The sequence below is a fragment of the Pseudoalteromonas sp. TAE79 genome (assembly GCF_000498015.1).
Classification (GTDB): Bacteria; Pseudomonadota; Gammaproteobacteria; order Enterobacterales; family Alteromonadaceae; genus Pseudoalteromonas.
Genome location: NZ_AUTL01000266.1, coordinates 22,542 through 36,758, shown reverse-complemented (window position 1 = coordinate 36,758; position 14,217 = coordinate 22,542). Strand labels below are relative to the sequence as shown.

The following is a 14,217-nucleotide window of genomic DNA, read 5'->3' as shown; positions in this document are numbered from 1 at the left end:
CAGCTATTTAGAAAAAGAATAAAGGTTGGCAATGACTAGCATACTAAAGCTTCCGAGAGGGCGTACGCTTAATCTTGAAAAGCCCGTTATTATGGGGATATTAAATGTAACGCCGGATTCGTTTTCTGATGGTGGGCAGTTTTTAGAACCCAAAATAGCGCTAAAGCGCGCTATGCAATTATTAGATGACGGTGCGACAATTTTAGATATAGGGGGCGAATCTACTCGCCCTGGCGCGCCAGATGTCAGCTTAGAGGATGAACTTTCTCGAGTAATCCCTGCTATTAAAGCGATACGTCAGCACAGTGATTGCGCTATTTCAATTGATACCAGTAAAGCACCGGTAATGGAGCAAGCAATACTCGCAGGGGCAGACATAGTTAATGATGTAAGAGCTTTACAAGAAATAGACGCCTTAGAAACGGTTGCGCAGTATGAAGATATAGCAATTTGTTTAATGCATATGCAAGGGCAGCCCCGCAGCATGCAATCGGCACCTCATTACGATAATTTGTTTGCAGATATAAATATGTTTTTTAGTGAACGTATTAAAGCATGTGAAACAGCTGGGATTAAGTTTGAACGACTTATTCTAGACCCAGGTTTTGGATTTGGAAAAATGCTTAGTCATAACTATCAAATATTGGCTAGGTTTGATGATTTTAATAAGTTAGGTTTGCCATTATTGGCCGGATTATCTCGTAAATCGATGATAGGTAATTTATTAAATAGAGATACAAATGAACGGTTAGCGGGCAGCTTAGCGGGTGCGTTAATCGCAGCGCAAAATGGCGCAAAAATTATTCGTGTACATGACGTAAAAGAAACCGCAGATGTACTTGGTGTATATCAAGCCTGCGAACAAGGAATTTCACAATGAAAGAAAGAAAATATTTTGGCACCGATGGCGTGCGTGGACTTGTAGGCGCTGCTCCTATAAACCCTGAGTTTGCAATGAAGTTAGGCTGGGCTGCTGGACGTGTATTATCACAAAGTGGTACTAAAAAAGTAATTATAGGTAAAGATACACGTATTTCGGGCTACATGCTTGAAACCGCACTTGAAGCTGGTTTAATCGCCGCCGGTATTGATGTTGTATTATTGGGCCCTATGCCTACACCTGCTGTAGCCTACTTAGCTCAAACATTTCGTGCAGAGGCAGGAATTGTAATTAGTGCTTCACATAATCCGTATTATGATAACGGTATTAAGTTTTTTAATGGTCAAGGTCTAAAGCTCGATGATGCAGTAGAACTTGAAATAGAAGCAATGCTTGATGAGAAAATGACGTGTGTTGCTTCAGATAAATTAGGTAAAGCATCGCGTTTAGTTAGTGCGGATGGCAGGTATATAGAGTTTTGTAAGAGCCAGTTCCCGCAAGGCCTATCTTTAGAAGGTCTTAAAATTGTTGTCGATTGCGCAAATGGCGCTACTTATCATATTGCACCTTCTGTTATGCGTGAACTTGGCGCAGAAGTAATGACACATGCATGCGAGCCTAATGGCGTTAATATCAATCATGAATGTGGCGCTACTCACGTAGATGCCCTTAAACGTAAAGTGCTTGAACTTAAAGCCGACGTAGGTATTGCATACGATGGTGATGGTGACCGCGTAATGATGGTTGATCATAATGGCCGCGTTTTTGATGGTGATGATCTGGTTTATATTATTGCTTGCCAAGCAGCCCAAGATGATAATTTGGGTGGTGGTGTAGTTGGCACTGTTATGTCTAACATGGGCCTTGAAAATGCTTTAAAAGCAAAAGGTATCGAGTTTGCTCGCAGTAAAGTAGGGGACCGCTATGTTATGGAGTTACTACAGCAAAAAGGCTGGAAAATTGGCGGCGAAAGCTCAGGCCATGTACTTAATCTAGATTTAATTAGCACGGGTGATGGCATTATATCAAGCTTGCAAGTACTGGCTGCTATGGTTGCACAAAATCGTACATTACAAGATTTAGGTGCTGGTTTTACCAAGTATCCAATGAAAATGATAAACGTGCGTTATACCGCTGGAACTGACCCTACAAAAGCACCTGAAGTACTTTCAGCTGTAGCAGAAGTCGAGCTTGCTTTAGGCGATAAAGGCCGTGTTTTACTGCGTAAATCAGGCACTGAACCTGTGGTTCGTGTTATGGTTGAAGCCGAGCAAGAAAAAATTGTAATAGACAGCGCTCAAAAAATTGCAGCTGTTGTAGAATCTATGAGCAAACAAACTGATTAATAACAATAACCTCTTGTAACTTTGGGCGAGAAAAGTTAATATCTCGCCCGCTTTCTAATGTGGAGTGGATAATGGCAATACGCAAGGCGATGGTCGCAGGCAACTGGAAAATGAATGGCTCTTTAGAGTTAGTTAAACAAATGTCTGACGCCATTAACGATGTAAAATCACAAGAGATGGACATTGTTTTATTTCCTCCATACCCACTTGTATCTGCAATGGTAGCTAGCGGTGTTTCTACAGGAGCTCAAACTGTTTCTGAAAATACACCTGGCGCATTTACTGGTGAAGTTGATGCGCAGCTTATAAAAGATTTAGGTGCAACTTACGTACTCGTTGGTCATTCTGAACGCCGCAGTATTTATAACGAAAGTAATGCAACAGTCGCTGAAAAGTTTGCTAGGGCACAGCAAGTTGGTTTAACACCAATTTTATGTGTAGGCGAAAGCGAAAGCGAGCAAGAGAACGGTCAAACCGAACAAGTAGTTGCTGCACAAATTGATGCAGTAATAGAGAAATTAGGTGTAGCAGCACTGAAAGATTCTGTGATAGCATACGAGCCCGTTTGGGCCATAGGCACAGGTAAGACTGCATCGCCAGAGCAGGCACAAACTGTTCATAAATTTATCCGTGACAAAATTGCATCACTTGACAGCAATTTATCACAAGGGCTTACCATCTTATACGGTGGTAGCGTTAATGAAAAAAATAGCGAATTATTATTTGCACAAACAGATATAGATGGCGGCTTAATTGGCGGCGCAAGTCTAAAGGCAGAGTCTTTTACTGCAATCTGTAAAAGTGCAAAAGGGACTGTATAAGATGTACGAAATTTTATTAGTAGTTTATTTAGTTGTGGCTTTAGCTTTAGTTGGAATGGTTTTAATTCAACAAGGTAAAGGCGCAGATATGGGTTCTTCATTTGGCGCTGGTGCATCAGGCACTGTTTTTGGTTCGTCAGGTGCTGGTAACTTTATGACAAAAACAACCACAAGCTTAGCAACGGTATTTTTTGTTTTAAGCATTGTGTTAGGAAACCTAACAGCTGGTCAAATTAAAAAGACCGACGAATGGGAAAACCTAGAAGCAGCTCCAGCAGTAGAAACAGTAGTTCCTGTTGAAGAAGATGTTCCAGTAACATCTACAAAAGAGCAAAGCTCTGAAGTACCGAACTAATTTAACGTAAAGCTATCGTTAAACGATTTATCTTCCTCAAATAAGTCACATGTTTAACACCTGAGCGAAAGTTTAAAATGCGGATGTGGTGGAATTGGTAGACACGCCACCTTGAGGGGGTGGTGCTTTAGGGCATGGGGGTTCAAGTCCCCCCATCCGCACCAAATTTAGAAACCAGTAGCAGTGATGTTACTGGTTTTTTTGTGCTTGAAATACATTTTGAGTATTTTCGAATATTATTTTATTGTTGTGAATTAATGCCGTATAGACCTTTTCGATCGCAAGACAATTTTTGGATCGTTGAAATAGAGTGCATTGCAGGCATATATTTGGTTTTTTGTTGAGGTATCATTTGATACCTCTAGCCCTGATGGGTTTGCGCTCCTAGCACCTCATAAATCCAGCGGCTTATGATTGTCCTTGGTATTAAAAGGTTTCGTATAGGGCTGTGCTGAACTGTACCAATCAATCTCTATTATCAGTAATATTACAAGGTTGTTTACTTATGTACTTTTCTAAAACCCATTTAGGCTGTTAATTGAATGCGCTTTTAAATTTTTAATCTTATTGGGAACGCAGCATCACCCACGCCATACGCGCCATTTATTCGTTAAAGCAACGGTCGCGTTATTGTAATTACTGCACTCTTTCAATTGTCTTGTCCACTACACCACTTACAAAGAATCTAAATGCCATATTGATTTTTATAATAAGCAATATGACTACTTTGTAGTTATTTCAGGTGTTAATAAAGTGTAAATGGGGAATGTGATTTTTATTGGGAGCCTTATAACACTAAAAGTAGAATGCTAGTGTTAACGCTCACTCGGTAGGCATCTACAAAGTACGGTCTAAAAAATTAAGTACGGATTGCACTAAGCACTTAATTAGATCTAATTTTGACTTGATACTTGCAGGAAAAAACAAAAAGAAAAAAGTTAAAGTTAAAATAACTAGGTTTGAAGTAAGTCCACTTAGCTATTAATTTTATTTAAGTTTTTTTTACACCAAAGTAATGCTTGTTGTTTATTTTTCACAGCAATCTTTTGATACACTTTGTGTAAATGTACGCGAACAGTAGCTTCACTTATAAATAAAGAGTCTGCAATTGCACTTGAATGTAAGCCAGAAAACAGTAAATTTAATACTCTCATTTCTTTGCAGGTTAAGTTATTGGATTGCAGTGTAGTTTGTTGTTCACTCGCTAGCATTTGCCTCATCCAACCGTCAGTTACTGCACGTGGAAACCAAAGTTTTCCTTGTTCTATTGCTTCTAACCCTTGCTGAAATAGTGCCTCGTTAGTGCCTTCATAAAACAACCCTTTTAAATTTGGCCACTCTTTTAATGCAAGTACATCACTGTCTTTAGGGACGTCAAAAATGGCGAGTCCTTGATGACCACTTTTTAACATGAACTGATTAATGAGTTCATAATTCGTAATGACGTTTAAGGCTTGATAGTTCACAAGTAATATGTCGAAGTGGGCAGCAACACAAAAAGGTGAAGTATAATTTGGGTTATTAAAACACTGCACATGCTTATCGGTTGTATTTGCTATATTCATAATATTCTATCCATAGATTACATTTTGGTACTATATTCTTATTTTTGGTTAAATTCAATGATAGGCTAATTCATTTATGTTCTTTTATTGTTCTTTTTTTGTTTTTGGAAAGCGAGTGGCCAAGATACTTGTCTATTTATATCGCTAAATTAAATTATTATTTTTTTATTATAATACAATTATTTAGTGCGTTTTTAAGTCTTTAAGTGTAGTGAAAAATTTAAATTCACCTGTTGATTCATGTGTTTATTTAAGTAATTTAAACATTTATTTACAATTCTGTCACATAATACCTATCCAGAGGAAAGATGCTATTTAGCGTCTTTTTTTATGCCTAAAATTTATATTATCAATATAAAAGCATAACTAAAATCACACGGTATCCTTTGGAGAATATTTTGAAATTACGTAACCTCTCACAACTAAGCTTAGCAATTTTTGCTGCACTCACTACCTCTGTAAACGCCGAAGAAACTAAAACAACAGCTAAACAAGACGCATTTGAAAAGATAGAAGTCACAGCTCGTAAACGTACAGAGAGCCTGTTTGAATCTCCAACTGCTATCACGTCAATTGGCGCTAATCTAATTGATAAAGCCAATATGAGTAACCTAGAAGATATTGGTAAATATGTTCCAAACTTGAATATTACTCGATATGGGGTGGGTAACTCTGCGCATGCATCGGTATTCATTCGCGGTATAGGTTTGCAAGATCACATAATAACTACCGATCCGGGTGTGGGTGTGTATCTTGATGGTGTCTACTTAGGTCGTCAAATGGGTTCTAACTTATCATTACCTAATGTTGAGCGTGTTGAAGTGCTTCGTGGCCCACAAGGTACTTTATATGGCCGTAATACATTAGGTGGCGCTGTAAATGTAATTACCAAACAACCTGGTGATGAAGGTATTGTAACTACTACTGCAAAGCTGGGGAGTCGTGGACGTATTGCGGGTGATGTTTATTTCAACAATTCACTAACAGATGATGTAAGTATGTCTGCAAGTGCATCGTACAAAACACGTGATGGCGTGGGCGAGGCAGTTAATTTAGCAAATCCAGAGAAAGAAATTGGTGAGGAAGAAGAATTTAGTGGTCGTGTAGCCCTTAAATGGCAAGCGAACAGCGATTTAGCATTCACTTTTGCTTTAGATGGAGTTGATAACGAGTCAGGTCAATCGCCTTACACAATTGAATTAACTGACCCGCTAGATGCAAACGATGTGTTTAATGGCGACTTCCCATTATTGACTCAAGATTTAATTCCATCAGACCCTGATGATTTAGGTACAACCGTTGCAGGTATTGAATCAACTTCTTACTCAGGGTGGGGCACATCGTTCTCGGCTGATTGGGCAATTAACGATACTTATACTACTAAGTTTATCTCAAGCTACCGTACATCTGAGTATGAAGGTGGCCTAGATGACGATGCATCACCTTTAAACTTATCTGAGTTTCCAGAAGAGGGCGGAGCTGATCAGTACTCGTTTGAAATTCAACTAAATGCAACATTTGATAATATGGACTTTGTGTCAGGCCTTTACTTTTTTAATGAAGATGGCTTTACACGTTCAGGCCCATTTGTATTCAGCCCATTTAATACACCCAATGGCTTATTGAATGACGGAGTAACAGAATCATTTGGTGGTTACGGCGATTTTGAAATTAACCAAGAAACTAATTCTTACGCAGCCTACTTTAATGCAAGCTATGATTTAACTGACGATTTAACCGTTGGTGGTGGTCTTCGTTATTCAAAAGATGAAAAAGATGCAAATGCTATATTCCCATCATTTCCTACTCGTAAGTATGTAAGTGCAGATTTTGATGCAGTTACCTGGGATGTAAATGCATCTTATCAGCTTAGTAATAATATGAATGTGTATGGCCAAATTCAAAAAGGCTACCAAACAGGTGGTTTTCCACCGCGCCCATTTGGTGGACCAGACCAGTTTGTATCATTTGACGAAACGAAAGCGGTTAACTATGAAATGGGTCTAAAAGGCCAAGTACACGAAAATGTATCTATGATGCTTGCGGTATTTGTGACTGATTACACTGATTTAGCATTACCGTTTTCAGACCCAACAGCAGGTGGCGGTTTCGTAACAATTGTAGAAAATGCGGGTCAGTCTAAAGCACAAGGTATTGAGCTTGAAACAACCGTCGCTATTACTGATGACTTTACTATTCGCAGTGCAGTTGGTTATTTAGATTCTGAAATAACAGAAGTGGCTGAGGGTGTACAAGGTATAGGTAAAGGCGATTCACCAGCACTTACACCACGCTGGACTGTCATGGTTGCACCTTCTTACTTTATGGATTTAGAGAGCGGCGCAACACTTGCATTTAATGCTAACTATTCGTACCGAAGCGACATGCAAGGGCAATCAGTTTATAACCAAAGTGAGACAATAGATTCACGTGAACTAGTTGGTTTTAATATTTCCTACACTAATCCATATGGCGATATGGAAGTTACACTGTATGGTGAAAACGTTCTAAACGAAGTTTACGATGTTGGTCGTCTACAACAATCAGGTTTTGTTGGCGTAATGCGTAGTAATGATCGAAGTGAATTTGGTTTGAAATTCAAAAAAGACTTTGAGCTATAAACTAAAATCAAGTAAATAAAATATAATGTAATTGAAGTTTATTTTGCATAATAAAGGCCGAATCATGCTGTGATTCGGCCTTTGTGTATTCAATAGTAAGGTTATTATTTGCATCGTTTAAATTCCTAATTTTAATTGCTGATTTAAAACAATCCACATCCCCATTTTTGAGTGTTTGTATTAACTAAAATGCGCCTTTTTAGTTTGTGTAAAGGCTAGGTTGTTCGCTACAATGGCGCCTCTTAATTGCCAAACGGACTCTGTAATGAAAATTCTTGCCGATCAAAATATGCCTTTAGTTGAGCAGTACTTTGCAGACTTTGGTGAGGTTGAGCGTTTTGATGGTCGTAAATTAACGCCTGAACAATTAATAGATGTAGATGTTCTTCTTACTCGTTCGGTGACAAATGTTAATCATGAACTTTTGGTACAAGCTGACAAGTTGAGCTTTGTAGGTACTGCCACAATCGGCATTGACCATATTGATACGCAATTACTGCATGATAGAAATATTGCTTTTACCAGTGCACCTGGTTGTAATGCGGTTGCTGTAGCTGAATATGTAATTAGTAGCTTATTTGCATTAAGCCAAGAAAATGCGCGTCCATTGTGTGGTCAAACAATTGGTATTGTAGGGATGGGCAACATTGGTACATGTTTGGCGCAAAAATTAAAAGCATTAAACGTAGTTGTACTGCTGTGCGATCCGATTAAGCACGAACAAGGCTTATTACAAGAGCATGTAGCGCTTGATGAGTTATTAGCGCAGTCAGATGTTGTTACTTTTCACGTTCCCCTTGTTAAAAGTGGCGAGCATAAAACACTGCACATGATGGGTAAAGAGCGTTTAAAGGCACTTAAGCCAGGAACCACGCTAATTAATGCAAGCCGTGGCGATGTAATTGATAACCAAGCATTACTTGAGGTAATGGAAGCTGGGGCTGATTTAGATTTAGTACTTGATGTATGGGAGAAAGAACCCAATATTTTAACTGAATTACTAGAGCATGTTCGTTACGCTAGTGTGCACATTGCAGGGCATACACTTGAGGGGAAAGCTCGTGGTACACAAATGTTGTATCAAAAACTGTGTCAGCTCAAAGGTGTTGAGGCGATTAAATCGTTGGATGATTTTTTACCAACACCAGCCATTACAAATGCAACTGTTACGCAAAGCCTTAATGAGCAAGATATTGCCCGTTTAGTGCATTTAATTTATGACGTTCGCCGCGATGACGGAATATTACTTCGTCGTCTAGAGAGCGACGGCTTTGATAGTTTACGTAAAAACTATCCTATAAGGCGAGAATTTAGCACTTTATTTCTACAAGGTGATAGCCCACAACTAGCAGCACTTAGCCAGCTTGGCTTTAGCATAGCTGAATAATTATTTAACTAACGATGTTGTTTTAATGTCGTTTATAGAGGAAGAAATATGTCGCAAAAATATAACGTTGCCGTACTTGGCGCTACTGGTTTAGTAGGCCGTCAAATCATTGAAACGCTAGCAGATCGTAAGTTTCCTGTTGATCAGCTTTTTTTACTTGCTAGCAGCCGCAGCGCAGGTGAAGATATAAAGTTTCGTGGTGAGACCATTGAAGTACTTGACGTTGAAGGCTTTGACTTTAGCCAAGCGCATATAGGTTTGTTTTCTGCTGGTGGCAGTGTATCTGAAAAATATGCTCCTATTGCTGCTGAAGCCGGCTGTATTGTAATCGATAATACATCGCACTTTAGAAATGATTTTGAAATACCACTCGTGGTGCCAGAAGTTAATGCTTCAAGCCTAGCTGATTTTAGAAATCGTAATATTATTGCTAACCCTAACTGTTCAACTATTCAGATGATGTTAGCACTTAAACCAATTTATGATGCTTACGGAATAGACCGTATTAATGTATCTACTTACCAAGCTGTATCGGGTGCAGGTAAAGACGCGGTTGATGAACTTGCAAAGCAAACAGCTAATTTGATGAATGCACGCCCTATGGATAATAAAGTATTTCCAAAGCAAATTGCATTTAACGTTATTCCTCAAATTGATAGCTTTGAAGATAATGGCTATACGCGCGAAGAAATGAAAATGGTAAACGAGACTCATAAAATTTTGGGTGATACCACTATTGCAGTGAATCCAACGTGTGTACGTGTTCCCGTATTTTTTGGGCACTCAGAATCAATTAATATTGAAACGCGCATGCCTTATGACTTTGAACACGTTAAGCAACTTTTAAAAGACGCGCCTGGTGTCGAGCTAATTGATGATGAAGGTGACTACCCAACAGCAGTGTCTGACGCTAGTGGTAACGATACTGTGTATATAGGTCGATTACGTGCTGATATTTCTCATCCTCATGGACTAAACATGTGGGTTGTAAGTGACAACACTCGTAAAGGTGCTGCAACTAATAGCATTCAAATTGCAGAAGAGCTTATTGCTAATTACATGTAATAGTTAATTGCGCTAAACATGCCTTTGAAGCGGTAAACAGTAGTTGTTTGCCGCTTTTTGTTTATATGGCTTGTCAAATTTTTGCCGTTTAATTTTAAAAATACAAAAACTGATTGATAACACTCAATAAATTAATATTTATGAAGATGTTTTAAGGCATTTATTTTCAAGGTGTTGCGATGGATATTACGCTCTAACTGGTTTATAGTCTGTAATTGGAATAGAGCTTGCAATAAAAATAGATTGTAATAATAAATGCGAGTCAGTCATTTGGCTGATAATAGCAATAATAAACAATATTTATGCACTTAAGTTTTAGGTGTTTTATTAATATTAAATATTAAAGGATCAGCATGCGCGGTTTAGCTACACTTATTATATTAGCGTCTGCATTGATAGTAACGCCAGTTTACTCTCAGGACAGTACCCAATTAAAGGGGCCTAAAGGCGTTGACTATGGTGCGCAAGGGCGATCAATTGGGCCAATTAAACCAACTGATACGCTTTGGCGTATAGCAGCTAAAGTGCGCCCAGACAATTCTGTCAGTATTTATCAAGTTATGCAGGCTTTGTATAACAAAAATCCCGATTCATTTTTAGAACAAAATCTTAACCACATTCAAAATGGTGCCTATTTAAAAATCCCTACCTTAGCCGAAATAAAAGCTGTAAATACGCAGCTCGCAAAGCAACGCTCTGAGCAAGATGATGCATTATGGGAAAAGAAAAAAAATGGCACGCTTACACAAAGCGAAACTAACTCAGCGCAAACAAAAGTAACTCAAGCGCGTAAAATTGATGTAGACGATGCTAAGAAAGAGATACAGAAAGAATTAAATGAAATAAAAACAGAGCAAGGTACTAAGCTAGTTGAGTTACAACAACAGTTTAAAAGCTCAGTTAGTAATGTAGAAGATATTTTAGTTGAAAATAATAATCTTAAAAAACAGTTATCAGGAATATCAAAAGAGCTCGAAAACTTACGTTTGCAACTAGGACAAGACAGCGAAATTCAAAATCAGTTAAAAGAACTCATCGTTAAACAAAACGAGATTATTGCCCAACAAAAAAAACAAGAAGTAATACCAAAAGAGTCATTTGATTTTGGCTCATTATTTTCAAACCCCATAGTACTGGGCTTGTTAATGTTTATTCCTGGGTTACTGATTATTTTTGCAATTGTTATGTTTTTACGCAAACGAGCAAGCAATCAAGAAGAGCCGCAAAACGATGATGACTTTTTACCACAAACCCCAACTTATACTGGCGATGATGATTTAGGCCCAAGCTTAAATGACGATCCAATTGTACCTGACCCTTTAGATGATTTGAGTGTTCAATTAGATGATAGTCTCGAAAGTGATATGTTGCCTAATGATGATTTAGACGACGGCTTAGATGATTTTTCTGGCGACGAAAATTTACTTGATCAGGATGAGCTCGAAAGCTTACTAAGCGATGACATTGTTTTTGATGATGAAAATACCGATGACGATGATGAGCTCGATATTTTTATGCAGCAAGGGTTTGATCAACCTTCAGATGAAAACGCTGAAGATATAGATTTAGACTTATCTGATGACTCAATAAACAATGATGAAATTCTAACTAATGACGATTTAGATAGCTTGTTTGATGAAGACGATAGTCTACCTGAGTTTGATGCACCGCAAACAAGCGAAGCTTTAGAAGATGATAGCTTAGAGTCTCATGATGAAATGGCGGCTTTAAGTGAGGAGCTTGCAGATGATGATAATTTTGATATAGATGAATTATTAGATCAAACATCAACAGAATTAGATACCTCAGATAACACTTTAGATGAACTTGATTCAAGCGACGACTTTGATTTAGATGATATAGATAACTTAATTGATGAAGCGAATGAACCAAAAAGTGATGTGGTAGATGACTCAATTGATGCAGAGTTACTCGACGAAAATGAACTTCTAGAAGAAAACGACAACTTTGATTTAGACGACATAGATAGTTTAATTGATGAAGCAGCAGTTGATGCTGCAGATGACTCATTAGTTGAGGAAAGTGACGACTTTGATTTAGACGATATAGATAGCTTAATTGATGAAGCAGTAGTTGATACTGCAAATGATTCATTAGTTGAGGAAAGTGACGACTTTGATTTAGACGACATAGATAGCTTAATTGATGAGACTGCGGTTGATACTGCAAATGACTCTTTAGTTGAGGAAAGTGACGACTTTGATTTAGACGATATAGATAGCTTAATTGATGAGGCAGCAGTTGATACTGCAAATGATTCATTAGTTGAGGAAAGTGACGACTTTGATTTAGACGACATTGATAACCTAATTGATGAGGCAGCAGTTGATGCTGCAAATGATTCATTAGTTGAACAAAGTGATGGCTTTGATTTAGACGATATAGATAACCTAATTGATGATGAAGTAAAAAATTCAGATGTAAGAGATTCAGAAATTGATAATGCATTGGCAGACTCAGTTGAGGATTTAGCAGATGCTCAAGAAGAATTAAATGTTGATGATATTGAGTCGCTTGCTTCATCATTAAATGAAGAGCCCGTGCTTGACAATGAGCCTGAACTTGCAGAGGAACCTGAGTTTGAAGAAGAGCCCGAGCTTGACGATGAGCCTGAACTTGCAGAAGAACCTGAACTTATAGATGTAACGGTTGATGATTTTTCAGATACATCAGAGTCGCTTCTTGATCCTGAAGATGCGCTTGAAGAATATACAGATGATACTTTAAAGAGCGTTGATGAGCTTTTAAATGAGCTACAACAAGCGACGGATGATGACTATATAGAAACACCAGATTGGTCTTTAGATGAGCTTGACGACGATCTTGAAGAAATAGAAGTAGATCTTGGTGACGATCCGTTAGCGGGCGACGATGACTCAGATCTTACCAAAATTGAAGAGCAGCTTGATAGCGATCTTATAACGCCAAGTGAAGAGTTAGATGAATATCCTGAACTTGAATTAGACGATGATCATTCATTATTGGAGAATGAACCTTCGTTTGAGCCGCAAGAACCTAAAGAAAATGCACCGCGTGAAGAAAATGCAGTAGCACTTAGTCAAACAGAGAAAGATCTCGCAAATGCGCTTTCTGAAAATGCTAACTTAGATAGCTTAGAAGATGATTTTGATGATGAACTATTAAATGATAATGACTTCTCTGAATCAGAAGCTAAGGTTGAAGACGAGTCGTTTGATGATGATTTACTGCAAGAAATTAATGACGGAATTGATTCTGTTGAACCAGTTAGTATAGAAGAGGATACCAAGCCTCTTAACCTTGATGAAGTTCAAGAAACACTAGAAAGTGAGTTGCCATTTACCCCCGAAGAATTACAAGGTGATGATTTAGACGGTGAGGCGCAGGGAGTCGCTTCCAGCCAAGCTGAGCAGGACTTATCAAATGCGCTTTCTGAAAATAATGATTTAGATAATTTAGAAGACGATTTTGATGATGAAATTTTAATTGAAGACGATTTTTCTGACTTAGATGTTGAGTTTGACGAAGATACTTTAGAGCAAGCGCTAACTGATGAGTTATCAGACGAGCAGCAAGAGCAAACAAATGCAGAGCACGAAGCACAGTTAACAAACTCAGATGAAGCAGGTAGCACTGATATTAGCTCTGACGATGAACTTGATGAAGAGTTTATGTCAAATTTGACGCAAACTGATTTTGATTCATTACTTAGTGAGTTAGCGGAGCCTGAAGGATTAAGTGCTGAGGATAGCAGTGAATTTGATGTCGACTTTGACAGCTTGCTAAAAGAAGACTTAGAGGAAGATGACTCATTAACTACAAAAGAGCCACTTGTTGAAAGTAGTGATATTGAGCAACTTGATAATGATGAATTTGTAGACATAGATTCATTATTAGAAGAAAGTGAAGAGGCTGAACTTGAACACGAACCTTACACCGACGTTAATATGGATGTCGGTTTGAGTGAGTTTGATGCATTACTTGCTGGTGATAACCCAACCGATGTTGATGCTGAAAGTGGTGGCTATTCAGCTAAACTAGATTTAGCGCGTGCTTATATTGAAATTGATGATTTTGATTCTGCGCTCAAGGTCATTGAGGATGTCATCAACAAAGGCCCTGAAGAAGTTCAAGAAGAGGCACTTAGTTTAAAAGCGAAACTAAAATAACAAATTGT

Annotated in this window: 9 protein-coding genes and 1 tRNA gene; 9 read left to right on the top strand and 1 reads right to left on the bottom strand. The window is 38.2% G+C overall.

Annotated elements, in window-relative coordinates; genetic code table 11:
• Window positions 1-31: 31 nt before the first annotated feature.
• The 5 genes from folP to L655_RS0120895 all read left to right on the top strand — a co-directional run bounded on the left by folP (window position 32) and on the right by L655_RS0120895 (window position 3,566).
• Complete coding sequence (gene folP, locus L655_RS0120915) at window positions 32-880, top strand: dihydropteroate synthase (RefSeq protein WP_024606174.1); 849 nt, start codon at window positions 32-34, stop codon at window positions 878-880.
• Entirely contained in the window at window positions 877-2,226 is a 1,350-nt protein-coding gene (glmM, locus tag L655_RS0120910; protein WP_024606173.1) for a phosphoglucosamine mutase, read from the top strand. The genes folP and glmM overlap by 4 nt, the downstream gene beginning before the upstream one ends.
• Window positions 2,227-2,297: 71 nt before the next feature.
• On the top strand, window positions 2,298-3,047 hold the full coding sequence (gene tpiA, locus L655_RS0120905) for a triose-phosphate isomerase (protein ID WP_024606172.1): 750 nt from the start codon (window positions 2,298-2,300) through the stop codon (window positions 3,045-3,047).
• Window position 3,048: 1 nt separating this feature from the next.
• Window positions 3,049-3,402, top strand: a complete 354-nt coding sequence (gene secG / locus L655_RS0120900; protein ID WP_024597872.1) for a preprotein translocase subunit SecG — start codon at window positions 3,049-3,051, stop codon at window positions 3,400-3,402.
• Between the two features lie 79 nt (window positions 3,403-3,481).
• Window positions 3,482-3,566: transfer RNA gene (locus L655_RS0120895), tRNA-Leu, on the top strand.
• Between the two features lie 810 nt (window positions 3,567-4,376).
• On the opposite strand, the gene L655_RS0120890 is transcribed toward L655_RS0120895, so the two are convergent.
• A complete protein-coding gene (locus L655_RS0120890; protein WP_024606171.1) occupies window positions 4,377-4,967 on the bottom strand; it encodes a LuxR C-terminal-related transcriptional regulator in 591 nt (196 codons plus the stop codon).
• 398 nt (window positions 4,968-5,365) lie between these two features.
• On the opposite strand from L655_RS0120890, the gene L655_RS0120885 reads away from it, so the two are divergent.
• The 4 genes from L655_RS0120885 (at window position 5,366) to L655_RS0120865 (ending at window position 14,209) form a co-directional block, all read left to right on the top strand.
• Complete coding sequence (locus tag L655_RS0120885) at window positions 5,366-7,588, top strand: TonB-dependent receptor (protein ID WP_024606170.1); 2,223 nt, start codon at window positions 5,366-5,368, stop codon at window positions 7,586-7,588.
• A gap of 265 nt (window positions 7,589-7,853) precedes the next feature.
• Complete coding sequence (locus L655_RS0120875) at window positions 7,854-8,975, top strand: 4-phosphoerythronate dehydrogenase (RefSeq protein ID WP_024606169.1); 1,122 nt, start codon at window positions 7,854-7,856, stop codon at window positions 8,973-8,975.
• A 48-nt stretch (window positions 8,976-9,023) separates the two neighbouring features.
• Window positions 9,024-10,040 carry an aspartate-semialdehyde dehydrogenase gene (locus L655_RS0120870; protein ID WP_024594855.1) on the top strand — a complete coding sequence of 339 codons (1,017 nt, stop codon included), beginning with the start codon at window positions 9,024-9,026 and terminating at the stop codon, window positions 10,038-10,040.
• A 353-nt stretch (window positions 10,041-10,393) separates the two neighbouring features.
• Window positions 10,394-14,209 (top strand): FimV/HubP family polar landmark protein, encoded by a 3,816-nt coding sequence (locus L655_RS0120865; RefSeq protein ID WP_024606168.1) that lies wholly within the window; start codon window positions 10,394-10,396, stop codon window positions 14,207-14,209.
• Window positions 14,210-14,217: the final 8 nt, after the last annotated feature.